This window comes from Paenibacillus macerans, from assembly GCF_900454495.1.
GTDB classification, from domain to species: domain Bacteria; phylum Bacillota; class Bacilli; order Paenibacillales; family Paenibacillaceae; genus Fontibacillus; species Fontibacillus macerans.
In genome coordinates this window covers 725,156-751,353 of sequence record NZ_UGSI01000001.1, presented here as the reverse complement: position 1 = coordinate 751,353, position 26,198 = coordinate 725,156, and the positions used below count along the sequence as shown (strand labels likewise).

At 54.3% G+C, this 26,198-nt stretch carries 22 protein-coding genes, 1 tRNA gene and 2 pseudogenes; 3 read left to right on the top strand and 22 right to left on the bottom strand.

Annotation, left to right across the window (positions count from 1 at the left end; translation table 11 throughout):
• The first annotated feature begins 377 nt into the window (after positions 1–377).
• Complete coding sequence (locus tag DYE26_RS03475) at positions 378–1,967, top strand: YifB family Mg chelatase-like AAA ATPase (RefSeq protein WP_036622215.1); 1,590 nt, start codon at positions 378–380, stop codon at positions 1,965–1,967.
• Positions 1,968–2,548: 581 nt separating this feature from the next.
• Here DYE26_RS03475 and DYE26_RS03470 read toward each other — a convergent pair.
• The 12 genes and pseudogenes from DYE26_RS03470 to DYE26_RS03410 form a co-directional block, all read right to left on the bottom strand.
• Positions 2,549–2,917 carry a YraN family protein gene (locus DYE26_RS03470; protein ID WP_036622214.1) on the bottom strand — a complete coding sequence of 123 codons (369 nt, stop codon included), beginning with the start codon at positions 2,915–2,917 and terminating at the stop codon, positions 2,549–2,551.
• Positions 2,918–2,933: 16 nt separating this feature from the next.
• A complete protein-coding gene (locus tag DYE26_RS03465) occupies positions 2,934–3,239 on the bottom strand; it encodes an EscU/YscU/HrcU family type III secretion system export apparatus switch protein (protein WP_036622211.1) in 306 nt (101 codons plus the stop codon).
• Positions 3,236–5,269 carry a flagellar hook-length control protein FliK gene (locus DYE26_RS03460; RefSeq protein ID WP_115311171.1) on the bottom strand — a complete coding sequence of 678 codons (2,034 nt, stop codon included), beginning with the start codon at positions 5,267–5,269 and terminating at the stop codon, positions 3,236–3,238. Before DYE26_RS03460 ends, DYE26_RS03465 begins: the two co-directional genes overlap by 4 nt.
• Positions 5,270–5,377: 108 nt before the next feature.
• Positions 5,378–6,052, bottom strand: coding sequence for a ribonuclease HII (locus DYE26_RS03455; RefSeq protein ID WP_255310318.1), 675 nt, complete (start codon positions 6,050–6,052; stop codon positions 5,378–5,380).
• A 102-nt stretch (positions 6,053–6,154) separates the two neighbouring features.
• A pseudogene (locus tag DYE26_RS03450) lies at positions 6,155–7,509 on the bottom strand (amidohydrolase family protein).
• 202 nt (positions 7,510–7,711) lie between these two features.
• Complete coding sequence (locus DYE26_RS03445) at positions 7,712–7,990, bottom strand: hypothetical protein (protein WP_036622203.1); 279 nt, start codon at positions 7,988–7,990, stop codon at positions 7,712–7,714.
• Between the two features lie 313 nt (positions 7,991–8,303).
• Complete coding sequence (gene ylqF, locus DYE26_RS03440) at positions 8,304–9,170, bottom strand: ribosome biogenesis GTPase YlqF (RefSeq protein WP_036622202.1); 867 nt, start codon at positions 9,168–9,170, stop codon at positions 8,304–8,306.
• 46 nt (positions 9,171–9,216) lie between these two features.
• Positions 9,217–9,759, bottom strand: coding sequence for a signal peptidase I (lepB, locus tag DYE26_RS03435; RefSeq protein ID WP_227872864.1), 543 nt, complete (start codon positions 9,757–9,759; stop codon positions 9,217–9,219).
• Between the two features lie 231 nt (positions 9,760–9,990).
• Positions 9,991–10,335: a 50S ribosomal protein L19 gene (gene rplS, locus DYE26_RS03430; protein ID WP_036622198.1), complete on the bottom strand. Its 345-nt coding sequence runs from the start codon at positions 10,333–10,335 to the stop codon at positions 9,991–9,993.
• 231 nt (positions 10,336–10,566) lie between these two features.
• A pseudogene (locus DYE26_RS03425) lies at positions 10,567–10,698 on the bottom strand (flagellin N-terminal helical domain-containing protein); the annotation flags it as partial.
• Positions 10,699–10,828: 130 nt separating this feature from the next.
• Positions 10,829–11,152, bottom strand: a complete 324-nt coding sequence (locus DYE26_RS03420; protein ID WP_036622193.1) for a hypothetical protein — start codon at positions 11,150–11,152, stop codon at positions 10,829–10,831.
• Between the two features lie 872 nt (positions 11,153–12,024).
• Positions 12,025–12,098: transfer RNA gene (locus tag DYE26_RS03410), tRNA-Pro, on the bottom strand.
• 271 nt (positions 12,099–12,369) lie between these two features.
• On the opposite strand from DYE26_RS03410, the gene DYE26_RS03405 reads away from it, so the two are divergent.
• A complete protein-coding gene (locus DYE26_RS03405) occupies positions 12,370–13,281 on the top strand; it encodes a polysaccharide deacetylase family protein (RefSeq protein WP_036622189.1) in 912 nt (303 codons plus the stop codon).
• On the opposite strand, the gene trmD is transcribed toward DYE26_RS03405, so the two are convergent.
• From trmD to smc, 9 genes are all read right to left on the bottom strand, one after another.
• Positions 13,271–14,041, bottom strand: coding sequence for a tRNA (guanosine(37)-N1)-methyltransferase TrmD (trmD, locus tag DYE26_RS03400; RefSeq protein ID WP_036622188.1), 771 nt, complete (start codon positions 14,039–14,041; stop codon positions 13,271–13,273). The two genes, DYE26_RS03405 and trmD, sit on opposite strands and share 11 nt — an antisense overlap.
• 1 nt (position 14,042) lies before the next feature.
• Complete coding sequence (gene rimM / locus DYE26_RS03395) at positions 14,043–14,561, bottom strand: ribosome maturation factor RimM (RefSeq protein ID WP_036622186.1); 519 nt, start codon at positions 14,559–14,561, stop codon at positions 14,043–14,045.
• A 182-nt stretch (positions 14,562–14,743) separates the two neighbouring features.
• A complete protein-coding gene (locus DYE26_RS03390) occupies positions 14,744–14,974 on the bottom strand; it encodes a KH domain-containing protein (RefSeq protein ID WP_036622184.1) in 231 nt (76 codons plus the stop codon).
• Between the two features lie 22 nt (positions 14,975–14,996).
• Positions 14,997–15,269, bottom strand: a complete 273-nt coding sequence (rpsP, locus tag DYE26_RS03385) for a 30S ribosomal protein S16 (RefSeq protein WP_036622182.1) — start codon at positions 15,267–15,269, stop codon at positions 14,997–14,999.
• A gap of 37 nt (positions 15,270–15,306) precedes the next feature.
• A complete protein-coding gene (ffh, locus tag DYE26_RS03380) occupies positions 15,307–16,683 on the bottom strand; it encodes a signal recognition particle protein (protein ID WP_036622181.1) in 1,377 nt (458 codons plus the stop codon).
• Between the two features lie 45 nt (positions 16,684–16,728).
• Positions 16,729–17,082, bottom strand: a complete 354-nt coding sequence (locus DYE26_RS03375; protein ID WP_036622180.1) for a putative DNA-binding protein — start codon at positions 17,080–17,082, stop codon at positions 16,729–16,731.
• 208 nt (positions 17,083–17,290) lie between these two features.
• Positions 17,291–17,938: a PAQR family membrane homeostasis protein TrhA gene (trhA, locus tag DYE26_RS03370; protein ID WP_036622178.1), complete on the bottom strand. Its 648-nt coding sequence runs from the start codon at positions 17,936–17,938 to the stop codon at positions 17,291–17,293.
• A 101-nt stretch (positions 17,939–18,039) separates the two neighbouring features.
• On the bottom strand, positions 18,040–19,035 hold the full coding sequence (ftsY, locus tag DYE26_RS03365) for a signal recognition particle-docking protein FtsY (protein ID WP_036622177.1): 996 nt from the start codon (positions 19,033–19,035) through the stop codon (positions 18,040–18,042).
• Positions 19,036–19,378: 343 nt separating this feature from the next.
• Entirely contained in the window at positions 19,379–22,951 is a 3,573-nt protein-coding gene (gene smc, locus DYE26_RS03360) for a chromosome segregation protein SMC (protein ID WP_036622175.1), read from the bottom strand.
• 180 nt (positions 22,952–23,131) lie between these two features.
• Between smc and DYE26_RS03355 the strand changes: the two genes are divergently transcribed.
• A complete protein-coding gene (locus DYE26_RS03355) occupies positions 23,132–24,565 on the top strand; it encodes a serine hydrolase domain-containing protein (RefSeq protein ID WP_051985398.1) in 1,434 nt (477 codons plus the stop codon).
• Between the two features lie 70 nt (positions 24,566–24,635).
• Here DYE26_RS03355 and DYE26_RS03350 read toward each other — a convergent pair whose 3' ends face one another.
• Positions 24,636–26,126: a stalk domain-containing protein gene (locus DYE26_RS03350; RefSeq protein WP_164815233.1), complete on the bottom strand. Its 1,491-nt coding sequence runs from the start codon at positions 26,124–26,126 to the stop codon at positions 24,636–24,638.
• Positions 26,127–26,198: the final 72 nt, after the last annotated feature.

Below are 26,198 nucleotides of genomic sequence, written 5' to 3'. Positions count from 1 at the left end.
GTCAATCAGTTTCATTAATGGTAACCCAGGCAAAAGAACGGCCACAATGTTCTCCTCTACCAAAAGGCCCGCCGGTTTATTGTCCCGGGAGAATAAAAAACAGGCAAAATCAAGCGTTTTCTCTCCCGTTATGTTAGAAAAGCTTACTTTATGATATTTGCCGAAATGATCGCATGAATTTGTCCCAAAACTAAACTATATTTATCGGGATGTCAAGCGGAGCTTTCCTTGGGTGAATAGATTATGGTATAATCTGTTAAGCAAAGTTTGGCAATGGCTAAGCGAATAATATTTAAGCGATAATAAGGAAGCACCTTTTATCCTGAAGGCGGTTTTTGTTGTAAGCCGGAAAATACAGGATTAGGGGTGTTTTTGTTATGTATGGAAAATTGTACAGCGCTTGTTTGTACGGGATCGACGGTATGATGATTGAAGTGGAGGTGGATTTGTCCAGCGGAATCCCCCAAACCAACATCGTTGGTCTGCCGGATTCCGCAGTCCGCGAGGCGGTGGAACGGGTTCGGGCGGCGGTCAAAAATTGCGGCTATAGTTTTCCGCTGCAGCGGGTGACGATCAATTTGGCGCCTGCCGACCTGCGCAAGGAGGGGGCCGCCTTCGATCTGGCGATCGCGCTTGCGCTACTTACGGCCAGCGGGCAAATCGCCCTGCCGTCGCAGGAAAAGCTGCTGATTATCGGCGAGCTTTCACTCGACGGTACGCTGCGCCCCGTTCCCGGCGTGCTGTCGATGGTTGACCGCGCGCGCCGGAAAGGGTTTGGCTCCGTTCTGCTGCCCAGGGAAAATGCCGCCGAGGCGCTCCTTCTGGAAGGAATCCGGGTATATGGACTCCGCCATTTAAACGAGCTTTTTCCCGAAGAGAGAACAGCAGAAGCAGGGGCCAAGGACGCTAAAAGGGCACCCCTGCGATTGACATCGCTGGATCACCTGGAAATAGAACCGCAGCCGGCAACCGCCCGCACACCTTATGAAGCGCCGGAAAACTACAGCGACGTACTCGGCCAACGCCACATTAAACGGGCGCTTACGATCGCCGCCGCCGGTTTTCACAATATCGTTCTGATCGGCCCGCCCGGGACCGGCAAAACGATGCTCATCCGCAGGCTGCCTTCCATTCTGCCGCCGCTTTCCCCGGAGGAAGCGCTCGAAGTCACCAAAATCTACAGCGCCGCCGGCAAATTAAGCGATACGGAGCAGGGGTTAATCACCCGGCGCCCGTTTCGCTCGCCGCATCATACGATCTCGGCGGGCGGCCTCATCGGCGGCGGCACCATCCCCAAGCCGGGCGAAGTGAGCCTGGCTCACCACGGGGTTTTATTTCTCGACGAATTGCCGGAGTTCTCCCGCAACGTGCTGGAGGTGCTGCGCCAACCGCTGGAGGAACGGCAAGTAACCATCAGCCGCTCGCGCGCGTCGTTTACGTTTCCGGCCCGGTTTTTGCTGGCAGGTTCGTTAAATCCGTGTCCCTGCGGCTTTTTCGGGGCCGAACCGCCTTTGCCCCGCTGCACGTGCAGCCCATGGCGCGTCGCCCAATACCGCGAGCGAATTTCCGGCCCGCTGCTGGACCGGATCGACATGCATATCGAAGTACCGCCGCCTAGCGGCTGGCAGGAAGACAAGCAGCCGCTCAGCTCGGAGGAAATGCGCGGGCAGGTGCTCAAGGCGGAGCAGATTCAGGCGAAACGTTATAAAAATTGCGGAATCTCCCGCAATAGCGAATTGTCCGGCAGCCTGCTGCGGCGGTTCGCACCGCTTGCTCCGGAAGCCGGAAAGCTGCTGCAGTCTTCCTTTGAGTCGCTGGGCCTCAGCATGCGGGCTTACGACCGTATTATCAAGCTGGCGCGCACGATCGCCGACCTCGAAGGCCAGCAAGCCATCCAGGCGGAGCATATCGCGGAAGCGATCCAATACCGCCAGCTGGATCGAAGGCTGTTGGATGTGAGAGGGTGATATCGCGGCTGCTCCCGCCTTTCATCACTCGCCTACCATTGGAAAAATCCAATAGATTGGCGGATAGCACCCGCAATGGGGGCCTGATTGGAAATATGGCAGTGTGTATCGCGCAAACCGCACTAGTGTTGTAACAAATCTGACAAAGTTACATTTCTAACTGCAAATCGATTTCTAACGGTTGTCACAAGCACTATTCGTTCGAAAAATGATGATTTCAACTTCTAACGGTTGCCCTGGCGCTTATTTCACTTAAAACCAGCTATTTTTGCTTAGATTCAGGCAAATAACGGCGCTCACAACCGTTAGAATTTGGAAAGGGGACTTTTTCGCAAAATAGCGGTTGCTACAACCGTTAGCGTTCCGGCGGACGATAGTTTCGATTCGATAACTTGAACTTTTGCGGGAAATTCGGAGTTTCAGGGCTACAAGTTGTCTTGTTCAAAAGCTAATGTAACGCTAGTGCTCAAATCGCCCGTATTCAGCCCTACTGACTCGAATCTATTGGAAATATAGGTGCTCCGGTGCCACCAACATCCTTCATCCTTATATCTTCACAAGGTAATTTTTTGAACAGCCTCTTAAAAAGCGTTTTTGATATGTTCTACTGTCGGCTTGTCTTCAGGGCCATACGTGACGGCGACGACGTCGAAGCGGACGTCGGCCAAAGTTTGGCCGGTTTGGTGAAGGTATACGGCGGCCGTGTCGCGGACCTGCTTGATTTTGCGTGGGGTGATCGATTCGGCCGGCGTGCCGAAAGCCGCAGCCCGATGGCTGCGGCTGCGCACCTCCACGATTACGATCGTATGCCCGTCTTTGGCGATGAGGTCAAGCTCGCCGGACCGGCAGCGCCAGTTTCGTTTCAGGATGGTGTAGCCAAGAGTATTCAAATAATCGCCTGCGGCTTGTTCCGCCTCGCGGCCCCGCGCTTTCCGCTCATCCCCGCGCATAGGTTTTAACTCCCGGTTATTCAAGGAACATCCTTCTTTCCGCCATTTTGTCGGACCGGTATATAAAGGTAAGAATTTCCGCCACCAGATCGTATAATTCCGCAGGGATCTGCTGGTCCAGATCGAGCTTGGAAAGCACCTCGACCAGCGCCGCATCCTCCTGCACGGGAATGCCGTGCTCCTTCGCCGTCTCCAAAATGCGCTCGGCCAGCAGGCCGCTTCCTTTGGCGGCGACGACCGGAGCCTCCCCCTGCCCGGGATCGTACTTGAGGGCAACCGCTTTTTTAAACGCAAGGTTTGGCTGCTTCGGCTGTTCGCTCATACGCGGTAATCCACCCCTTTATACGGGCTCGGGGCATAAGTCAGCGGCAGGCTGAAATCCGCTGCGCCGCCTTCCTCGCTCTCCTTTGGGATCAACGGCTCCGACTTCAAGGACAGCAGACGGTAACCGGCGCTGGACAACGCTTCGCTGATCTCCTCTTGCCGGGATTCAAGGAACGCGCCGGTCGCTTCCTGCTCGCTGAATATTTTCAGCAGCACCTTTTTGTCGGCGACCTGCACGTCGACCATAATTTGGCCGAGCGTCTTCATCTGCAGGTCAAACCACAGGCGGCAGTTGGCCGGGTCCAGCTCGCCTTTGCGCCCGCGGCGCGATTCGATATGCACCGAGGCGGTTTGCTTGCCGTCCGGTCCGAAAAAAGGCAGGAACATGGTCACCTGCGCAAACGGCGCGGTGCGGTCGGTATTGAGCAGCAGCTGCTGGCCGGTCAGCTGCTGCACTAGCTGCCGCGCCGCCTCCTGGAGCGGCGCGGGCAGATCGTCGGCCGCCGCTATCTGCAGCAGCAGGCCTTTGAGCGTGTCCTGCGCGGCCCCGCCGGCGGCATTAGGGGCGGCTGATGCGCTGGAGACGCCGAAGGCGGAGCTGCGCATGGCAGCCGCCTCCCCGGCGCTCGCTGGGGCCGGGGTCGAGGCCGGCGCAGCGCCGCCTGTGGCCCCGCCCGGCGCGGCCGCAGGCGCGCTGCCGGGCGCCTGGCCGCCGGGGAGCTCCGCGCCCCCGGCGTGCTTCGCCGAAGCGCCCGCCGCAGGCGGCGCTTCTTGCGCTTGCGCCGGCGCCGCCGCTGCGCTAGGCGCGGCCGCGCGCACCTGCTGCTCGTGCTCCGCACCGAGCAGCTTCAGCACGCGCCCCACCCACGGCTCCGCCGCGGGGGTGGGACGCGTGCCCGCCGGCGAAGGGCCAGCGGCCCCTTCGCCCTGCGCCTGCGGCGCTGCCGCCGCGCCTCCGGCGGCGGCGCCGCTCCCTCCCAGCGTTCCCGCGCTGGGAGCAGCCCCGCCGGCGCCCGTCCCACGCCCGGGCGCCGCCTCGGCCATGCCCTCCTGCAGCATGGCCGCATCCAGCACCGCCAGCACCGCCTGCAGCTTCGCCACCAAAGCGCCGCCGGACAGGCTGGCCGCAGCGCTGCCGCCCGGAGTTCCCGGCTGCGGCGTTTGCCCCTCTGCAGCTTCGGCAAGCGCTCCCCGCAGCGCCATCTGCACGAGTCCGGCCGCTTGATTCGGCTGGGCGGAAGCTCCCGCCGCCCCGGCACCACCTGCCGCAGCGCTCATCGCGGCCGCTCCCGAACCCGAGGATGCCGTATCCGTCAATGTGGCAGCATTTGACCCAGCTTGAGCCTGCTGCCCCAGCGCTGCCGCTCCTCCGGCGCTTCCGCCGCTTGTCCCTGATCCGGGCGTGGCCGTCCCGTCCAAGTTCCCAGCCGTCTGGCTAAGAAAGTTTGCAATCTGCTCGTCCAGCGCAGACAATAACGCGTGCAGCGGCGGCCCAAACACCGCCTGATGCAGTCCCGCCACCGTCTCCCCGGTCAGCGGCAGCCCCCGGCTAAAAGCGATGCCGGCCGCCTGAATCCACTCCGACAGCGGTACGCCGCCCGGCTTTTGCCCGGACACCTGCAAGATCTGCGATACGTTCTCCTTCGTCAACGGCAAACCGCTTTTTTGCATCAACTGCAGCAGCTCGCGGTTCGTCGCCGTATCTTCCAGTCCTAATGATTGCAACGCTTTGGCCAGGGAAGCCGCCGACAGCTCGGCGCCCGGAAGGGAACTCATCGGCCTCAGCACCGCCAGCCCGTCTTTGGATTCCGGCTGAACCTGCAGCAAAGTCGTTTCCCCCGGGCGCATCGGTGTTTCCAACGCGGCGTGCAGCTTCACGCCCTGCACCTGAATGACGGCTTCCTGACCGTTTTCGGATACGGACAAAACCGTTCCGCGGACCACCTGCCCTGTTTTCAGTTCCAGAGTTTTGGGTTCCCCCGCCTGGGCATTTCCCATCATACTGCGCAGCAACGGCCCGATATTCATGAAACTCCCCCCTTGCCTCAAAACATATTGGAAAACCCGCCATCGCTTCGGCGGGTTGGTTAAAGTGCAAGTACAAAAAGTCAAGTTTCCAGCTTTTTGAACTACCTCTTAAAACAACGTTTGCTCCTCGGCAAACAAATTGCCCAGAAAACTTTTCCGATGCATCGGCGTCGGCCCAAGGGCCAGGAGTTGCTCTCGATGCAGCTTGGTAGCATACCCTTTATGTACCGCGATGCCGTATTCGGGATAACGCGCATCCCACTCGCCCTGGCAAAGCCGATCGCGCGTTACCTTGGCGATAATGGAGGCCGCCGCGATCGACTGGCTTGTCGCATCTCCTTTAATGACCGCCAGCTGCGGAATGTCGACATCGACCTTTTCGGCATCCACCAGTAAAAATTCCGGGGCCACGGCAAGTTGCTCCACCGCCCGCTTCATCGCCAGCCGGCTGGCCTGCTTAATATTGATCCGGTCGATCGTCGCCGCATCGGCATACCCGATCCCGACCGCTACCGCTTCTTCCATAATGAGATCATACAGCTTTTCCCGCTTTTTCGGGCTTAACTTTTTTGAATCATTTACGTCCTCAAGCTGCAAATCCTGCGGCAAAATCACCGCCGCAGCCACTACGTCGCCGAACAGGCATCCCCGGCCAACCTCGTCGATTCCGGCTATGCAGCGGTACGAGGACCAATACTCTCTTTCATAGGATAGCAGATCGTCCATAGTGCCTCCTTCACGATTTAACCCTGTTCTAAGCTTAAGGGGTACCGGACATTTTATCAAGCGTTTGGTCCTTGCCCTACGGACGCTAAATCTTTTATCGGTTAACACGTTTGAAAAATATAGAGTTCTTTTAATTTTTTAGAGTTTGTTTAATCGCTTTTAAGGTTTCTTATTTGCACCGGCAGACGAGGCCAAGAGATGTTGTCTGCTTTCATTGGCAAGTTTGCGAATATGGTTCAAGTCGACATTGAGAAGCCGCCCGTGCCGTTTCACCGGACGACCGGCCACAAATACGGCGTCCACGTTGCCCGGGTTGGCAAATTGCACGACAGCGCCTATAGGATCAGATACGGGAAATAGGTTCAAATCTGTCGTCCGAATCAAAATAAGGTCGGCTTCTTTCCCCGGAGCCAAGGTGCCGATTTTATGGTCCAATCTCAAAGCTTTGGCTCCTGCAGCGGTAGCAAAATGCAACACTTGTCCGGCCTGCAAATTTAATTCGCCGGGCATGTTTTTCGAGGCCAAAATATCCTGGTTCACTCTTGCCCGCTCCGCCTGCAGCGCGAATTTCATTTGCGTGAACATGTCCCCTCCGGTTGAGGTCACGACATCCACGCCAAGCGCGGGCGTACCGCCATTCTCAAGGAAGTGCCCGGTGGCGGGATAGCCGTGCCCCATCATCATTTCCACTTCCGGCGTAACGGATAGCGACGCCCCTGCATCCGCCAGCAGCTTGTATTCGTCAAAGCCCATCGTGTTGGCGTGCACCATATTCAAATCCGGACCGAGCAAGCCGGCTTTATAAAGCTTCTCAACAGAGCGGTCGTCCGCTCCCCAACTGCCGAAACCAACATGCATGGAGCATAACGCGCCCAGCTCCCGGGCAAGCCCGATTTCTCGGACCGTTGCCTCCCAACTGCTAAACTCAGGCCCTCTAATCGCCAGCCCCATCGTCAACAATTGATCATCGGAAGCAAAATATTCCTTTTTGACACGGTATACGTCTTCCGGGAAAATCTTTTGGCTGTCACGGCTCCAATAATCGGTTTCACCGGAGACACCATAGGCGAATACGGCGCGTATGCCGGAATCCCGCAAGCCGCGAATCAGTTCGTCAGCATGATCGGGCGAATAAATCATCGTCCAGTCCAAAACGGTTGTCACCCCGGCGTTAAGCGCTTCCAATGCTCCCAGCAAATTGGCGGCATAACTGTCCGCGGGCCGCAATCTGCTGCCGAGTCCGCCATAATAAATGCTTTGCAGATAAGCCGGCAGTGACCAATCCGCGCCGATAGTCCGCAATAAAGACTCCCAGACATGACGATTGGTGTCCACGAATCCCGGCATGACAATCATGTCCGTGGCATCAATGACCTCAATATCCGATACGTCAAGGTCAGCTTGAATCGTTACGATCAAAGAATCCTCGATCAGATGTCGGCTTTCCGAAGGGTTCCTAAAGAGCTGTCCATCGTCAACACGCAACCGTTCTTGATTAAGCGACGCGTACTCATACTTTCCATCTCCTTTGGCTTTGTTTGATTTACAAGAAAAAGCTGACGGAATCTTAATCCTAGGAAATCATTCATATATTAGTTTAAATATGCCAGTGTATAGGTAAATTATAGATTATTTAGAATAATGAGTAAATCGCGCAAATCGCATCTCCACTAAAATAGCGCAAGCCCCGAACCAAATGTCCGGGACTTGCGCTTATTACGTTTCTTTCGCCTCAGCCTGTTCCTCTGCTGCCGGAGCTGCCGGATTTGACTCCGACGTGGTTGCCCGTTCAGCGTACTGCCGGGCGGCTTCCGAGATGATGACCTCGTCTCCGTCTTCGTTGACTTGACCGGCCGATCCGGCTTCCTTGCCGTCCTTCTCGCCTTTTTCCGCCTTTTCTTGCCGGTCTTTCTCCGCGGCCGCAAGCGCCTGCTCCAAACTTTTCTGGATCCGCTCAAAATAGTCCGACTGGTCCTTGCGGTGTGCGGAATTCATATGGTTCTTAGTTCCGAGATCATCTTTCGCTTCTCTTCGGGCGGCCTGCCGCTAAAGTAAATATCCAGAGCCATCTTCAGGAATACGTTATCCTTTTTGCCTGCTTGGCGATGGATGGAATCCGCCGAAGCTTGCCACCATTCCCGGGAGACGGCCGAAGCGCGGCCGGAAATCGCGGAATACGCATTCTCCGCCCTTCTTCCCTCCCTTCAAACTATATATCGGCAGGGAATAGGATATTTCGATAAATTCTGGATGATTTTCAGCGAAAATTAACAATTATCTCTGTGGAGCGGGCTCGCCGCCTTTCGGCTTATACGTTCGGCTCCTCCAGCGAATATCGGCCCATTTTTCCGGCCCGCAGCTCGCGAAGCAGGATTTTTGAAGCTTTTTCAAGGTCAACCCGGCCGCCGCTTTGCAAACAGCCCCGTTTCCGGCCAACCGCTTCCATAATGGCGACGATTTCATCCGGGTCTTCAAAATCGCCGGGAGGCTGCTCAAGCTCGAATCTGTCTTTGAACGGCTCCCAGTAATATCTGGCCAAATATTTTACCGCGAAAAAAGCGATATCCTCGGCATTCAAAATCTCTTCCCGGATCGCCCCCGTTACGGCAAGGCGGTAACCAACGTTTTGATCCTCGAATTTGGGCCACAAAATCCCCGGCGTGTCCAGCAGCTCCATTTCGGTGCCGACTTTGATCCACTGCTGCCCTTTGGTGACGCCAGGGCGGTCTCCGGTCGCCGCAATGCTCTTCCCGGCCAGCCGGTTAATGAGCGTCGACTTGCCGACATTGGGAATGCCGACGATCAGGGCCCGCACTGCGCGCGGATTAATGCCTTTGGCGAGTTGTTTTTCGATTTTATCCTTGAGCAGCTCTTTGGCCAGCTGCGGGATCTCCTTGATCCCTCGGCCGCTGGAAGCGTCCGCCTCGACGGCGGTGTGCCCTTCCTGCTTAAAAAACGCGATCCACTGCCTGGTCACCGCGGGATCGGCCAAATCCGCTTTATTTAAAACGATCAGCCGCGGTTTTCCCTGCAGGATCTCGTCGATCATCGGGTTCCGGCTCGATAAGGGAAGCCGGGCGTCAAGCAATTCGATCACCACGTCGATCAGCTTCAGCTTCTCCTGAATTTGCCGGCGGGCCCTGGTCATATGCCCGGGAAACCATTGTATTGTCATGTTCCTTCACCTCTAGCTTCCGAGAATGGCCCTCTAGCCGCAGATTTTAATGCTTAATGAAATGGAGCTCCTGTAGCGGCCAGAACACCAGATCGGCCCTTCCTACGATGTCGCCAAACGGCACATAGCCGATGCTCCGGCTGTCCGTGCTGTTGGAGCGGTTATCCCCAAGCACGAAAACATATCCTTCAGGCACGGTTCCATCGGAAACCCGCTCATTCGGGAAATCCGCTTCCGTATTATAAAGCTCATTGTTGTTATGCTTCGCATTTACCGCTTCTTTAATGTAAGTTTCATCCACGACCTGCCCGTTGACCGTGACGGTATCGCCTTCGACCTTTACGGTATCGCCCGGAACGCCGATCACCCGCTTGATGAAGTCGCGCCCTTCGGACGGGACGTGGAACACGATGACCTCCCCATGCTTCGGCTGACGGATATCGTAAATGATTTTGTTTACGATAATTCTTTCGCCCGTATGAAAATTCGGCTGCATCGAGGGACCATCTACAATAAACGGCGCAAAGAAAAGCCAACGAATCACAAGAACGAGCACGACCGCGATGACGATCGCTTTAAGCCACTCCATGGCCTCGCTCGATTGTTTTTTGCCCGAAGCAGGGGCGGGTGCCGTTTCCGCTGGGCTTGATTCGTGATCATTCAACTGCCCCGGCACTTCCCGATCGTCCGGATGGTTTGGTTGCTCATGCTTTTCCATGGACCGCGACCTCACTTTGTTTTGGAATATGTAAACGAAATTCCTCCGTTAAAAACAGCAAAAGGGCTTGAATGGATACAAGCCCCCTGTTCGTTAAACAAATTAACGACGCACTTCTTTAATTCTCGCTGCTTTACCGCGCAATGCACGAAGATAGTACAACTTCGCACGACGCACTTTACCACGGCGAGCCACTTCGATTTTATCGATTTTCGGGGAATGAAGCGGGAAAGTTCTTTCCACGCCTACACCGTTGGAAATTTTACGAACCGTAAAAGTTTCGCTGATTCCGCCGCCGCGACGCTTGATAACAACACCTTCGAACAATTGGACACGTTCACGAGATCCCTCGATAACCTTAACGAACACTTTCAAAGTGTCACCAGGACGAAAGCTCGGAATATCTTTGCGAAGTTGTTCTTGCGTAATCGCTTGTACGATATTCATCTATGACTCCCTCCTTCCACTCAGGTGTTCATGCCTCTTCCGGAGAACCCCATGTTCTCCTTCATCATCCGCAGCGGACCACCGAATTCACAACAAGGAGAATTTTATCATAATTCCATAGGCATAGCAAGGAAAATCTAATTTTTTAAAGGGGCTAACTTATACCTCGTCATTCTAATCATATCCCTTTTTCATAAAAAAATGCCCGTCTTCACCGGATGGACCGGCTTTTAATCCTGCTGCATCATCTGCAGCCCTATTTATCCTTAGACCTGATGACAATTTTTCTGAATTTTTGGATACTGCCGCATTTTTCTGTTTTAAGTTATTTGTAGCGTTAAGCGCAACAATATTGAGATACAATCATTTTATTCCTCCGTTAATATCACCATAGAAAAATATCCCCATTCATATTAACAACTTTCCCTACGCAAATATTCTAGTCGTAAAATGCGATTGAGTGAAAAAACCGCCAAAGTTGGCGGTTGGAAAATTATTTACTTTTAGTATTGTCCCTAATACTGATTAACAATTTGATCACTTCAGAAAACCCCATAAATAAAAGCCCGCTTATCGATGTAGAAATAATTATTCCAATGCCATATAACCATCTTAATGGATGAGGATCAGGAAAATAAGCACCTGAATCCGGGTCTTTCAATAAGGCGATTACAATTACTCCCGCTAGTAAACCTAATCCTATAAAAGCAATCCCAACATAATGTAATGCTGAGCCTATTGAACTGGAGTTTGAGTTATCATTAGATTTATTTTTTTCATCTTGTTCTTCAATGATTTCATCAAGCAATGAATTCATGATTATTTCCCTCTCTTATTTTGGGCTTTTAAGAAAGAGACGGAGAAGATAAGAACTGTGACAGCAAAAATACCATTGGCCAGACTCAGCAGAAAATTATGTACTTGATAATTGCCAACATTAAGTTCGATGATTCCTAAACTAAAAAAGGAATTATAGAAGATGCCCAATAAAAAAATGAGAGATCCAACCATCAGAATTTTTGTTGCAGTATTCAATTTCACTCAAACATTCCCCCAAACCTATATTTTCCACCATATTATCATTATCGGCAAAATAGGTCTACAGAATTAGTCTATATTTCCATAAGAAGACTGCCCCGACAAAGGTATGCAGCCTATTTTCACAAAATGTCTTAGTATCCCTGCATGCTGCTTTGCACGATTATCCCTCTTGTTCAGGGGGGAGGGGGTGGGGGCTAATCACGGTCCTTTCATTTTCCCGGTGTCTTGCCCCATTCTTCCCTTCAGGACTGCTTCACTTCTCCTAAACCCCCTTCTCACAAACCTGTCTAACGATCTCGAACAGGTCTGCTTCTCCCAAACCTATTTTCTTCTCCTAAATTTATCTTCTCTCTGCTTCCGGATCAAACGGGATAATCGTGCAAAGCGTCCGGACAGCGGGTATTGATCTGCCGCTATTTCTTGCCATGATCGCTTACCGGCCCTCCCTGTCAAGCGCTGATTATTAGATTGATGAAACTCATTTAGAGATTTAATGCTAGGTTTTAACTACAGAAAAGACCACCCCCTATAACAGATGTTAATCTGGTATAAGGTGTGGCCTTTTTTTGCAAAACCGTTTCTGCTATCGACCGCATTCTTTTTTGTTCATCAGAAAGCAGTGAAACCCCCTGATATTATCAGTTTAAATCGGAGTAGCGGGATTCGAACCCACGGCCTCACCCACCCCAAGGGTGCGCGCTACCTGACTGCGCCATACCCCGATGATACTAAGCATTGTATCAACGTTTCCGTACCGTTGGCCCAACGCTTATGAATAGCGACATATGTTATTATACGCTATAGACATGCACCCTTGCAAGAGTTAGACGCGCATAACTGCGAAAATTTTCCCAATAAAATAACGTTTAAACGTGCGTTGATCGCCGATTCTCCATTTCACCCCAAATTGCAAACAAATCGTAACCCATTTTTTTTAAGACCATATAGAATAGATATGTTGGACAATTAGACAGGATAGGAGTTTATCAAGGAATGAGAAAAAGAATCTCACAGTATGCATTATTCTCGCTGGCCATTCTGGTGCTGATCTATGCGGTGGCGGTGACCCATCCGAGCAACGTATTATCGCGAAAGGCTTGCACCTCATGGGGCATGGTCAAAAATACAATGTTTACCTTGACCCACAAAAAGCATGAAGTATACCCTAAGCTGCCCGAAGGTTTTTCCGTCAAACCCGGCACCGCCGAGCAAGTTGCCGTACTCATGTATCACTACATCACGCCAAAGAAATACAATAAGTATCCGGGCAACGAATCCGTCATCAATTTGGAGGCTTTCGAACAAGATATGGCTTATCTACATGACCACGGGTACTATACGGCTTCGCTAAGCGAACTGGAACAATACGTCAGGGGGCAGATCTCCCTCCCGGCCAAAACCGTTGTCATTACGTTTGATGACGGATATCAAAACAACTATATATATGCCTACCCGATCCTCAAAAAATACGGATATAAAGCAGCCATTTTTGTCATCGGCAGTAAGTTGAAAGAGCAGACTCAAACCTTTGACCCCGCCAAAAAAACGTTTTTATCGAAGGAAGAAATGGAGTCTGCTCGAGATGTGTTCGAGTTTCACAGCCATACTTACGATCTGCATCGCAAAGGCTTTGAGAAATGCGGGGTAATGAAAGCTGCGGGACAAGACCCTTCGTTAGTGGAAAAAGATATTGCCTTGATGAAAGAAAAGGTGGTCGACTCTCCTTACTTCGCCTACCCATTCGGAGAAAAGACCCGGCAGATGATTTACTATCTCCAGGAAAACGGTTATCGAATGGCCTTCACCGTCTACCAGGGCTTCGTAAAACCCGGGGATCGGCTAATGACCTTGAAGAGATTGACGGTCACATCGGACACAGACATAGATAAATTGCTCAATCCTTAATTTCCGGAGGATGAGCTTTCATTTGCTCCAGCCATTTCAAATCCTGAGGCGATAATTCCAGCTTCTCAAGCAGGTCCGGGCGGCGCAAAAGGGTGCGCCGAAGCGCTTCTTTTCGCCGCCATTCCTCCACATTGGCATGATGTCCGCTGAGCAGAATATCGGGCACCTTCCAGCCGCGAAACTCCGCAGGTCTCGTGTAATGGGGATACTCCAGCATTCCGGTGCTGAAGGAGTCGGTGACCGCACTCATTTCATTCCCCAGCACGCCCGGGAGAAGCCGGGTCACGCTGTCGATCACGACCATCGCCGGCAGCTCGCCGCCGGTCAGTACATAATCGCCGATCGATATTTCGTCGGTTACGAGATGTTCGCGAATCCGTTCATCGTATCCTTCGTAGTGGCCGCAAATAAAGATCAGATGTTCCTCGGCGGCAAGCTCCTCGGCCTTCTTCTGCGTAAAAGCCTCGCCCTGCGGACACATCAAAATAACCCGCGGTGAGCGGGTCTTCGCCCCGGCATCACCATGCTTCCCTTCCAATACAGCTTCTACCGCCGCGAAGATCGGTTCCGGCTTCAGCACCATCCCGCCTCCGCCGCCATACGGCGTATCGTCTACGGTCCCATGCTTATTGCCCGAATATTCCCGGAAATTGATCGCATTTAGCGCAACGATTCCTTTTTCCTGCGCTTTGCCGAGAATGCTGCTGCCGAACACGCCTGCAAACATTTCCGGAAAAAGCGTCAGCACATCCACGCGCATCCTACAACAGCCCTTCCATCAGATGAACTTTGACCAGCTTGTCCTGAACGTTTACGTCCAGCACGACGTCGTCGATAACGGGCAGCAGCAGCTGTTTGCCGGAAGGCAGCTTGGCGACCCACACATCGTTCGCTCCCGGACGCAAAATCTCCTCGATCACGCCGAGGTCCTCGCCTTCGTCGCTGACGACGCGGCAGCCGATGATTTCATGGAAATAATACTCGTTTTCCGGCAATTCCACCGACTCCGCTTTCGTTACTTTTAAATCCCGGCCTTTAAATTTTTCAACTTCATTAATATCGGAAAATTCATTGAATTTTACAATATACATCTGTTTGTACGGTCTTGACGATTGCACCGTGACCGCCAACTGTTCCCCGCTCTCCGGGTGAATGATCAGAAGACGGTTTTTCGGTGCAAACCGGACATCCGGAAAATCCGTTTGCAGCAGCACCTTCAACTCACCGCGGATCCCGTGCGTATTTACGATTTTACCAACCGTCAACAAAGAATTCGACATAACAACCTCCCAGTATTATAAACGGCTGAGGCTGCAACCCAGGGAAACATCCAGCCGCTTTAAAAGCCTTATTTCATAATAGCCATAGTATCCTTAACACCGTGTCCTTTACGCTTCAGCATGTACGAAAAAGGGCTAGGACAAACATCCTAACCCGCTTTCGTACATCTATAAGAGGTTGTTTAAGACATGATGTCCACGGAAACCCGCTTATCCATCTTGACCGCTGCCGATGTTACGACCGTGCGGAGCGCTTTGGCGATTCTCCCCTGCTTGCCGATCACTTTCCCCACATCGTTGGGATGCACGGACAGCTCATAGACAACCAGGTGATCCTTCTCCACAACCTCCACACGAACATCGTCCGGATGGTCAACAAGAGCCTTCGCGATAACGCTGACTAATTGTTCCACTTACGACCCTCCGAATCAGCAATTATTTCTGCTGTCTGAGCTCATGAAACTTCTTCATTACGCCTGCTTTGCTCAGCAGATTGCGAACGGTATCGGATGCTTGCGCGCCGTTTTGGAGCCATTTGAGCGCCTTCTCTTCGTCGATGTTAACTACAGCCGGCTGTGCAACCGGGTTGTAGTAACCGATCTCCTCGATAAAACGGCCGTCACGCGGGGAACGGGAATTCGATACCACGACGCGGTAAAAAGGAGCTTTATGAGCACCAATACGTTTCAAGCGAATACGAACTGCCACGAAATTCACCTCCTTCAAAAAATAAATGATCCGCCGATTAACGGAACGGGAAGCGCATGCCTTTTCCGGCTTTGCTCAGCTGCTTCATCATTTTATTGCCTTTGCCTTTCGGGCCCATCATGTCGGAGAACTGCTTCATCATCCGGCGCATCTCGTCAAACTGCTTGATCAGGCGGTTGACGTCGGCCAGCGTCGTCCCGCTTCCGGCGGCGATCCGCTTGCGGCGGCTGTGGTTGATCATGTCCGGATTTTGCTTCTCCGCTTTGGTCATCGAATGCACGATGGCTTCCACCCGGCCCATTTGCTTCTCGTCGACCTTGATGTCCTTCATCTGCTTCATCTTGCCCATGCCCGGAATCATGTCCAGGAGCTGATCCAGCGGACCCAGCTTCTTCACCTGATCCATCTGCTCCAGGAAATCGTCGAACGTAAATTCCGCGTTGCGCATTTTCCGTTCCATTTCCTTCGCTTTTTCGGCGTCGATGTTGGCCTGGGCTTTCTCGATCAGCGACAGCATGTCGCCCATGCCCAAAATCCGCGAAGCCATCCGCTCGGGATGAAACGGTTCAAGAGCATCGATCTTCTCGCCGAGCGCGGCGAACTTGATCGGGCAGCCGGTGACCGCTTTAACCGACAGCGCGGCCCCGCCCCGGGTATCGCCGTCCAGCTTCGTCAGCACGACCCCCGTCAAGGTGAGCTGCTGGTTAAAGCTTTCGGCGACGTTAACGGCGTCCTGACCGGTCATCGCATCGACGACCAGCAGCACTTCGTCCGGCTTCGTCACCTCATGGATTTGCCGCAGCTCTTCCATCAGCTCCTCATCGATATGCAGCCGGCCCGCGGTGTCGATCAGCAAATAATCGTTGCCGTTGTCCTTTGCGTGCTGCAGCGCCTGACGGGCGATCTCCACCGGGCTGTTGCCTTCCGGCAGCGTAAACACCGGCACCTTGATCTGTTCGCCCAGTACCTGCAGCTGCTTGATCGCGGCCGGACGGTATATGTCTCCGGCCACCAGGAGCGGCCGGTGGTTTTCTTTCAGCAGCAGCTTTGCCAGCTTGGCCGATGTCGTTGTCTTCCCGGCCCCCTGCAAGCCCGCCATCATAACGACGGTCGGAGGACGGTTGCTTTGGGCTAGCCTAGCTTGACTGCCGCCCATCAGCTCGGTCAGTTCCTTGTTGACGATGTCGATGATGACCATGCCCGGCGTGAAGCTCTCCATCACTTCCTTGCCGACGGCCTTCTCCTTGACTTTGGCGATGAATTCCTTGACGACTTTAAAGTTGACGTCCGCCTCCAGCAGAGCCAGCCGGACCTCGCGCATCGCTTCGTTGACGTCGTCTTCCGAAACCTTGCCCTTGCCCCGCAGCTTGCTGAACACGCTCTGCAGCCGGCTCGTCAATCCTTCGAATGCCATGTTGCCGTCACCTCCATTCGCTAAAATTTGTTTCCTAACGCCATATTACAATTGCTCCGCCCGGCGAAGCAAATTTTTCGCTTCTTCTTTATCGGACGCCGACATCGCGCTGCCTTCCACCAGCTTCTCCAGGCGGGACAATACGCCGCTGCGCGCCTCGTGCTTCTTAAGCAGCCCGAGCTTCTCTTCATACGTTTCCAGCATGCCTTCGGCCCGTTTAATGTGCTCGAACACCGCTTGGCGGCTAATTTCAAACTCCGCGGCGATTTCGCCGAGCGAAAAGTCGTCCAGAAAATAATATCGTAAAAAAGTCTGCTGCTTTTCCGTCAGCAGCGCTTCGTAAAAATCAAACAAAAGGTTGATCCGGTTCGTCTTCTCAAGTCTATTCTCTTGACTCACTTGGGCACTCCCCCTCCGTCAAGGAAAAACACTTTACAGCGCATCAACTTTTCCTATGATACCTCAGTCCCGAATAAGATGTCAAGCATTTTCCCTTAACATGTCGAAAAGCCCGGCACACCGCCGCTTGCGCAGCAATAAACATCCCGAAAACAACAATAAAGCCGCTTTGCGAACGGAGCGCAAAGCGGCTGTCAAAAATGTAAACTCAGTGATGGGGAAGCAAATACAGCAGGATCGCAAAAAAATGAGTAACGCTCCCGCCCAGCACGAACAGATGCCAGATCGCATGGTGGTACGGAAATCCCCGCCAGACGTAAAACACGGTGCCCAGCGTGTACAAAACGCCGCCCGTAACGAGCAAAACGATGCCCTGGGACGCGACAGCCGCCGTTAACGGCCCCCACGCAATCACGATCAGCCAGCCCATGATGAGGTAAAATACCGTCGACAAAAACAGGAATCTTTTTACGAAAAAAGCTTTAAACACGACGCCGAGCAGGGCGATCCCCCACACCGTCCCGAACAGGCTCCACCCGAGCGGGCCGCGCAGCACCACCAGCAAAAAAGGTGTATACGTCCCGGCAATGAAGATGTAGATGGAGGAGTGGTCCAAAAACTCGAACAAATCCTTCGCTTTGCCTTCTTTAAAGCTGTGCACCAGCGTCGAGCACAGGTAGAGCAGCAGCATGCTGGCCCCGTAGATCGTAAAGCTCACAACATGCCAGGCCGTGCCCTTGATGCTGGAAAACACGATCAGCAGCACCAGGGCGGCCACGCTCAGCAGCGCCCCGATCCCGTGCGTCACGGCGTTGGCGATTTCCTCCCTGCGGTCAAAAGTATGCGTACTCGCCATCCCTGCCACCTCCTTATTTTTGCCTTGCTAAAAAATCTGGGCTCTTACCCATTCTACGTTATCGGCCTTCATGCGGTGCATGAGCTCTGCCCATCTCCGAATCAGACTTCCGCCGAAGCCTCTTCGTCGTTGATCAGCCCGGCGAACAGTCCGTGCACGAACTGCTCGGAATCGAACTTCTGCAGGTCGCCGATTTTCTCGCCGAGGCCAACGAATTTCACCGGCAGGCTCAGCTCCTGGCGAATCGCGACAACGATCCCGCCCTTGGCCGTGCCGTCCAGCTTAGTGAGCACAAGCCCGGTGACGCCGCTTTTTTCCCCGAACAGCTTGGCCTGATTCAGAGCGTTTTGGCCGGTCGTCGCATCCAACACCATCAGCACCTCATGCGGCGCGCCGGGAATTTCCCGCTGGATGACGCGGTAAATCTTGTTCAACTCCTCCATCAGGTTGGACTTGTTCTGCAGCCGGCCCGCCGTATCGCAGAGCAGAATGTCCGCTCCCCGCTGCTTGGCCGCCTGCACCGCGTCAAACATGACCGCCGCCGGATCGGACCCGGCCTGCTGCTTGATCACATCGACGCCAACCCGCTGGCCCCACACCTCAAGCTGTTCGATCGCCCCGGCCCGGAACGTATCGCCCGCCGCCAGAATTACTTTTTTGCCCTGCTGCTTGTAGTAATGCGCCAGCTTGCCGATCGTCGTCGTTTTGCCGACGCCGTTGACGCCGACGAACAAAATAACGCTGATCCCGTCTTGGCTCAGATGTATTTCGTTGTCCTCATCGCCGCGCAATAGCCCGGTCAGCTTCTCGGACAGCAGCGGCTGCAGCTCGGCCGGGTTTTCGATCCGGCGCTGCTTGACTTCTTTGCGCAGATCGTCGATCAGCGTAAGCACCGTATTCACGCCCACGTCGGCGCCGATAAGGATTTCCTCCAGCTCCTCGAAAAATTCTTCATCTATTTTTTTGCGGCGGGTAACCAGCTCCGCAACCTTCTCAACAAAGCCCTTGCGGCTTTTTTCCAGACCGTCCCTGAACTGTTTCGTTACCGATTCCGTTTTTGCCGCGATGCTTTCCCGCAGTTTCTTAAAGAAACTCATACAAGCTATATCCTCCTTTGGTCTGTCCGGGTATGTATATGTAGCGATCCTATCACAACTTAAAGGAAAAAAGGGCGTTATTTAAATCCATTCGGACGTCCCCCGCAACATAGCGCAATAATATGGCGCTATCCCTGGAAAACCTACGCAAAATCCGCTTTATTCACGCTTGTCTCCAAAATAGCGCCATGGATTACCGTTAATTTTGAAAAGACGCTCGGTTGCCCTGAAATAAGGCCATAAAATGCCGTTATTTCACTTCGGGCGGCCCTCTTCATTATCGCACAATGCTTGCCGCCAGGCAATTTTGCGCCAGTTGCTTCAGGGGCCTTGCATCCCCGGATCAAGCGATTTCCATCGTATCCTCGTCGTCCAGCTTGACCGAAACGAGCTTGGAAACGCCGCCTTCCTCCATGGTCACGCCGTACAGCACGTCGGCCTCCTCCATCGTGCCTTTGCGGTGCGTCACGACGATAAACTGCGTCTGCTCGGAAAACTCCCGCAAATATTGGGCAAACCGCGACACGTTCGCTTCGTCCAGCGCCGCCTCGACTTCGTCGAGCACGCAAAACGGCACCGGCTTCACCTGCAGAATGGCAAACAGCAGCGCCATCGCCGTCAATGCGCGCTCTCCCCCGGAGAGCAGCTGCAGGTTCTGCAGCTTTTTGCCCGGCGGCTGGGCGACCACATCGATCCCCGTCTCCAGCAGGTTGTCCGGATCGAGCAGCACCAAATCGGCGCGGCCGCCGCCAAACAGCTTGGAGAAGACGATGACGAACTCGCGCCGGATGGCGTCAAACGTGACCTTGAACCGTTTGGACATTTCTTCGTCCATCTCGCGGATGACCTGGTACAACGTCGTTTTCGCTTCCACCAGGTCGTCCTTCTGCTCGGTCAGGAATTGATACCGCTCGTTGACGCGGTTGTATTCCTCGATCGCGCCGAGGTTCACCTCTCCGAGCAGCGTGATCTGCCGCTTCAGTTCCTTCACCTCGGCCTGGGTCTGCGGCACGTCCTCCGGCACCGCGTAGCGCTGCTTGGCCAATTCGTAGCTCAGCTCATAGTCTTCCGACAGCTTGCGCAAAATATTGTCCAGCTCCACGTCGAGCCGGTTGGCCTGGATTTCCGTTTGCCGCAGCTGCTCTTCCACGGCCTTCAGACCGATCCGCTGCTCTTTCGTCTCGCTTTCGCCTTCCTCCAGCTTCTTCACGAGCACGGTCCGCGAAGCCCGCTCCATTTCCAACTGCTCGCCGGCGCGCTCCTTCTTCAGCTTGAAATCGTTGAGCTCTTCACGCTGCCGCACGCTCTGCTCTTCGTTCTGCTGCAAATCCGCTTCGATCGACTGCAGGATCGTGCGGTTTTGCTCCAGTTCGCGCTGCTGGATTTTGTATTCTTCCTCGGCGCGCCGCAGCTGTTCGCGAAGCGAGGAGCACTCCTGGTCCAGCTTGCCTTCGCGGACCTTGAGTCCGGTCAGCAAGTCCTGCAGCTCTTCCTTGGCCGATTCGCTCGCTTTGCGGGCAAATTCGGCCGCGCGGATCGACTGCTGCACGGACTGCTCCTCTTTTTCCAGCTCCGCGAGGCGTTCCTCGGCCGCTTTTTTCGTCGCCTCCAGCTCCTCCAGCTCTTTCTGGTAATGGCCTTTTTCCTGGCCGTAGAGCTCGAACTGCTCCGATACATGCCGCCATTCGTGCTGAGCCTGCTTCAAATCGCCGGCGACGGCTTGTTCCTCCGCCCGCTTGGCGTCGCCCGCCTCGCGCAGCCGGTTCAGGTCGCTCTCCGACTTGGCGACCTGGCTGCGGACATCGGCCAGGCCTTTGCGCAGCTTATCCAGCATTTCCTCGCTTTCGCGGATGTCGGCGGCCAATTGGTCCAACTGGCGCTTGCGGCCCAGCAGGTTGCTGTTCTTGCGGTGCTGGCTGCCCCCGGTCATCGAACCGCCGGCGTTAACGACATCGCCTTCGAGCGTAACGATCCGGAAGCGGTATTGGCAGCGGGCCGCCATTTTGTTCGCTTTTTCCAAATCGGTGGCAAACACGACGTTGCCCAGCAAGCTGCCGACGATATCGGCGTAACGCGGTTCATAGCCGACCAGTTCGGCGCCGATGCCGACGAAGCCTTCGGCGTCCTCCATGAGCCGCTTGTCCGCCGGAGAAATTTGCCGCGGGCGGATGACGTCGAGCGGCAGGAACGTAGCCCGCCCAAGCTGCCGCTGCTTCAGAAAGGCGATCGCCTGCCGGGATACGGCTTCGTTCTCCATGACGATGTGCTGCATCGCCCCGCCGAGCGCCGTTTCCACCGCGATTTCCAGCTTTTCGGGAACGCGGATCAGCTCGGCCACGGCCCCGTGCACCCCGGGCAGCATCGATTTCTTGGCGGCTTTCAGCACTTCCTTGACGCCAAGCATAAAGCCGTCGTAATCCTCTTCCATTTCCTTCATCGTATCGCGGCGCGACACCAAGCCTTCGCGCTTCTGCTCCCATTTGCGGATGCCGCCCTGGCTTTCCTCCACGAGCTTCTGCAGCGATTGGTGGCGTTCGCTTTCCTGGATATATTTGCTGCGCAAATCGGAAATCTCTTTGCCCAGCTTCTCCAGCGCCGCTTCCAGCTCGCTTTTGCGCGCTTTCAGGCGCTGCTGCTCCTCGGTCCACTTGACGCCTTCCTCTTCGGCCCGATCCATCCGCCGCTTTACGCTTTCCTTCTGCTGCTCGGCATAATGGATTTCGTTGCGCGCCTGCGCCATCTGATTCATGATCTCCAGCAGCTGGCCCTTCAGGCCTTCCTCCTGGGCCTGGCTGATGCCGCCGGTTACCCCGATCAGCTTCGCCTCTTCATCCGCCAGCTCGCGGCGCAGCTCCTGAAGCTGCTGCTCGGCGGCGGCGAATTTGGCCGTAAGCTGCTCCAGCTCCTGCGAACGCTGAGCGTAGCGCTCCTCGCTGACCGCTAAAGACTGCCGCAGCTGCTCCCGGTTCTGGGCCAGGTTTTTGGCCCGTTCCTTGAGCACCTCGCCGTAGCCTTCGCTCTTTTCGTAGCTTTCGCTGTACTCTAGCAGTTGCGCCTGCAGCTGTTCGATCCGGTCTTCGACCTGACGCAGCGCCAAGCGGTCGCTTTCCAGCTTGGCGTCATGGGCGGATACGACCGTGGACAAAGCGAGCTGTTCTTCCTGCAGCTTGGTGAGTTTAGCGTTGGCCTCGCTCCAGGACTCATGAATTTGCTCGATCTGATGGACGTACAGCGAAATCTCTTTATTTTTCAGCTGCTCGCGCAGTTCCTTGTATTTCAGCGCTTTTTCCGATTGCTCCTTCAACGGTCCGACTTGATCCTCCAACTCGCTGATCAGATCGTGAATCCGCAGCAGGTTCTGTTCCGTGTCATCCAGCTTGCGGCGGGCGTCTCGCTTGCGGCTCTTGTACTTCACGATTCCCGAAGCCTCTTCAAAGATACCGCGGCGATCCTCCGAACGCGTGCTCAAAATCTCCTCGATCCGGCCTTGTCCGATGATCGAATACGCCTCTTTGCCGATCCCGGTATCCATAAACAGCTCGGTAATATCCTTCAGGCGGCAGGCCTGCTTGTTGATGTAATATTCGCTTTCCCCGCTGCGGTGGACCCGCCGGGTTACCGTCACTTCGCTGAAATCGAGCGGCAGCGCCTGGTCGCCGTTGTCCAGCGTCAGCGAAACCTCCCCGTAGTTCACCGCCTTGCGCGCATCGCTGCCGGCAAAAATGATATCCTCCATCTTGCCGCCGCGAAGCGATTTGGCGCTTTGTTCCCCGAGCACCCAGCGGATACCGTCGGAAATATTGCTTTTACCGCTGCCGTTTGGTCCTACTACAGCGGTAATGCCGCGGACGAATTCCATTTCCGTCTTGTCCGCGAATGATTTGAAACCCGCTAGCTCGATCCGTTTCAAAAACATACGTTCACGATCACCTCTAACGACTATTGTAACATACAGTAAGGCGCGGAGCACAGGGCAAACGAGCGGGCGCCGAGATAAGCGGGAGTCCGCCTTGATCGCCCGCGAGCCTCTTGAATTCTCCGGCACGTTTTGCTAGTCTGGTAGACATACTAATATTCGGTAAAAGGAGCTCTGATGATGAGGCACTACATGCAATCGATCCGCAACTACTCCAAAAACCAAAGCCGAGCTGGGCGCACCGCCGCGATTCTGTCCCTAGCCGTAACCATTACGTTTTCGGCCGGCGCCGTTCTCTATCCGGCGGCCACGGCAAACGCCGCAGCCGTATCGCAAATCGCCTTTGAAGGACAGGCCGCAACCAGTGTCGAGCCGTTGATGTACAAAGGCACAACCTTTGTCTCGTTAAGGGAAACCGCCGAACAGCTTGGCGCTACCGTGCGCTGGAACCCTGCCGAACGCGTTACCGAACTGAAGCTCAATGGCGATACGATTCAGCATCGGCCGGGAACGGCCGTTTTTCAAGTGAACTCTTATTCCGTTCAAGCCGCTTTGCCGTCTTTTCAAAAGAACGGAAAGACGATGGTGCCGCTAAGAACGCTGGCCGAAGTTCTGAAAGCCGACCTTTCAACTCTTTCGCTTTCCGGGGGGACCTCCGTCAATCTGACGCGTGATACGGCAACGCTCGTTTCCGGAAAAACCAAACAAGCGGACCAATATTTGATCGACCAACAATATTCGGGCATCGCCCTGATCGCCAAAAACGGGCAAATTCTGCTCCGTAAAGGCTACGGCTACAGCGATGAAAACCGGCTGGTCCACGCCGACCAAAAATCGCGCATCGCCTCCTTGACTAAGTCGTTTACCGCCGCAGCGGTTATGAAGCTGGCCGAAAAGGGCAAACTCAAGCTGGACGATACGCTGGAATCCTACATACCCGGATTTCCGTCCGGCGACCGGATCACCATTCATATGCTGCTCTCCCATACCTCCGGGATAACTTCCAACATTCCCCGAGAACAAGGCATGTCGCTGCAGCAGACGGTCGACGCGATCAAAAGCAAACCCTTGCTGGCGGAACCCGGGGCCGAATTCAAATACAGCAACGGAGGTTATGTGCTGCTTGCTTCCATCATTGAGCAGGTATCCGGGATGAAGTATGGGGATTATCTGAATCAGCAGTTTTTTCAGCCGCTCAATATGGACGATACCGGAGAAGCGGATTCATCGACTCAGGTCATTAAAGGATATATCCGTCAAGGGAAGGATTGGACGCTCGCGGGCGACTACATCTCCCCCTCGGGAACGGGCAGTTTGTATTCCACCGTGGACGACCTGTTGAAATGGGATTTGGCCTTAAATACGAATAAAGTGCTGCAAAAAGCTTCGCTGGAAAAGATGTTCACCCCCTATTCCGAAAAAAACTACGGATACGGCTGGATGATTAAGCAGCAGGGAGACCGTACGATCGTCTTTCATAATGGCAGCGGCACGGGATACGCCACAGGGTTGTCCCGGGAAGCCGGCGGAGGCGTTACGATCATCCTGCTCGGCAATCACGCCGGGATCGATATGCTGGAGCTGATGGATAACTTGCGCGGGCTGGTTAAATAGGAACCGGAAAAAAAGATCGAAGATCAGAGCTCTGTTAAAGAGCCTGTCTTCGATCTTTTCGCATATCGTTTTATTGCGGACTTCCGCCGAGACGAACTTCCCCGGTCTCCCGGTGCCAATCCAGCGGGATTCCCAGCTTCTCGCAGATAAGCTCAATAGGGTACAGGGTGGAGTTGGCCAGGAACGGCAGCTTAACCTCCTCCTTCGCCGCCTTCCCGTTTATCAGCAGCACCGGCCGGCTGCTCTGTTTAAATGCCACAGTCTGCCCGTTATAAGAGAAGGATACCACTGAATAGGAGCGATTGTAGTTTTTCGGATCGGGTTTGGACTGCACGGAGTTGGCTTTGACGCCCAGCGCTTCAAATACACTACTATAAGGTACGTACAGTTTACCGTCAACGATAGCCGCTGTCGCGTAAAATTGCACATCCTGCCCGTTAACCTTAAAGGAGAACGGAGGAAGCACTTGAGCAATTCCGCCATCCTTTATCTGCTGCGAGCCGCTGTCCGTTCCCATTCCGGAGTAGTAGCCGTCGCCCCATGCCAGCAGTTTTCCATTTTTGCCGATCGCATACCCGGTTTGATCGTAAGTACCCCCAATCGCCTTAATTCCGGTGAGTCCCTTCACCTGAAACGGTTTGGCTGACTGACCCGTGTTATAATTCCACTGCCAGACGGTCCCGTCGCCCTTTAACATATACAGGCGATTATATCCCGTCTTAATCTCCTTGATGTCCTTGACGCCGCTGAGATCCTTGACTACAGCCGGCGGCCCTTTCGTATCGGCATTCCAACGAAGGATGCTGCCGTTTTGATGCAAAAAGAATACGTCCCTCGCCGATACCGCCATCTGCTCAATCGATGAAGCAAGCGGTTTTGCTTCTTTCAGTTCGCTCTCTGTACGGTATCTGTCATAATAGCTATTGTACAGATTCAAAGCGCTCGCGTTTCCGTCCTCCGTCAGAACTACTCCTTCGTAACCCGCAATCACGGCATCCCGAACATTGGAAAAGCCTTTTAGCGGAGTAAGCTTGATATTATAGGATTGATAGTCCTCCTTGAAAGAAGGGTACCATAACGAAGCTGTGCCGTCCTTGTGAATGGCGATAGAAGCATACGCGTTCGAATAGGCAAGGCGCTGCACGTCCTGCAGCTGCTCTATCTTAACCGGCTCCCCGCGCTTCTGATAGGGAAGAATGGAATCCCCGCTGACATAACGAGAATACAAATCCCCCCAGGCCCAGACTTCTCCGTCTTTGTTTAATGCAAATGAAGTGCGCTCACCGGCCTGAACCTGGACAATATCCGATAACCCGGCAATCGTTTTGGGTACAAACTGATCTATGGAGGTTCCGTCGCCAACCTGTCCGAATTTGTTGTAGCCCCAGCCCGTCACCGAGCCGTCGCTCCAAGCGGCGATCCCGTGTCCAAACCCGCCCGCGGCACTTACCGGCTGTACGGATGACGCCGCCTCCGCATCGTGAACCCAGGCAGAAGCACCAACCGCCGCCGCAATGAAAGCCGCCAAAAATCCGCTTGCCCAGCGTTTCCTAGTTTTCAACTGCAAGATCTCCCTTCTTCTATAAACTGCAAACTGCGAATAGTTGTGCGATATACTGACGCCGATTAACGG

Coding starts and splice junctions, on each gene's coding strand:
- DYE26_RS03475 (WP_036622215.1), top strand. CDS start 378: ATGTATGGAAAATTGTACAGCGCTTGTTTGTACGGGATCGACGGTATG.
- DYE26_RS03470 (WP_036622214.1), bottom strand. CDS start 2,917: ATGCGCGGGGATGAGCGGAAAGCGCGGGGCCGCGAGGCGGAACAAGCC.
- DYE26_RS03465 (WP_036622211.1), bottom strand. CDS start 3,239: ATGAGCGAACAGCCGAAGCAGCCAAACCTTGCGTTTAAAAAAGCGGTT.
- DYE26_RS03460 (WP_115311171.1), bottom strand. CDS start 5,269: ATGAATATCGGGCCGTTGCTGCGCAGTATGATGGGAAATGCCCAGGCG.
- DYE26_RS03445 (WP_036622203.1), bottom strand. CDS start 7,990: ATGAATTCCGCACACCGCAAGGACCAGTCGGACTATTTTGAGCGGATC.
- ylqF (WP_036622202.1), bottom strand. CDS start 9,170: ATGACAATACAATGGTTTCCCGGGCATATGACCAGGGCCCGCCGGCAA.
- lepB (WP_227872864.1), bottom strand. CDS start 9,759: ATGGAGTGGCTTAAAGCGATCGTCATCGCGGTCGTGCTCGTTCTTGTG.
- rplS (WP_036622198.1), bottom strand. CDS start 10,335: ATGAATATCGTACAAGCGATTACGCAAGAACAACTTCGCAAAGATATT.
- DYE26_RS03420 (WP_036622193.1), bottom strand. CDS start 11,152: ATGAATTCATTGCTTGATGAAATCATTGAAGAACAAGATGAAAAAAAT.
- DYE26_RS03405 (WP_036622189.1), top strand. CDS start 12,370: ATGAGAAAAAGAATCTCACAGTATGCATTATTCTCGCTGGCCATTCTG.
- trmD (WP_036622188.1), bottom strand. CDS start 14,041: ATGCGCGTGGATGTGCTGACGCTTTTTCCGGAAATGTTTGCAGGCGTG.
- rimM (WP_036622186.1), bottom strand. CDS start 14,561: ATGTCGAATTCTTTGTTGACGGTTGGTAAAATCGTAAATACGCACGGG.
- ffh (WP_036622181.1), bottom strand. CDS start 16,683: ATGGCATTCGAAGGATTGACGAGCCGGCTGCAGAGCGTGTTCAGCAAG.
- trhA (WP_036622178.1), bottom strand. CDS start 17,938: ATGGCGAGTACGCATACTTTTGACCGCAGGGAGGAAATCGCCAACGCC.
- ftsY (WP_036622177.1), bottom strand. CDS start 19,035: ATGAGTTTCTTTAAGAAACTGCGGGAAAGCATCGCGGCAAAAACGGAA.
- smc (WP_036622175.1), bottom strand. CDS start 22,951: ATGTTTTTGAAACGGATCGAGCTAGCGGGTTTCAAATCATTCGCGGAC.
- DYE26_RS03355 (WP_051985398.1), top strand. CDS start 23,132: ATGAGGCACTACATGCAATCGATCCGCAACTACTCCAAAAACCAAAGC.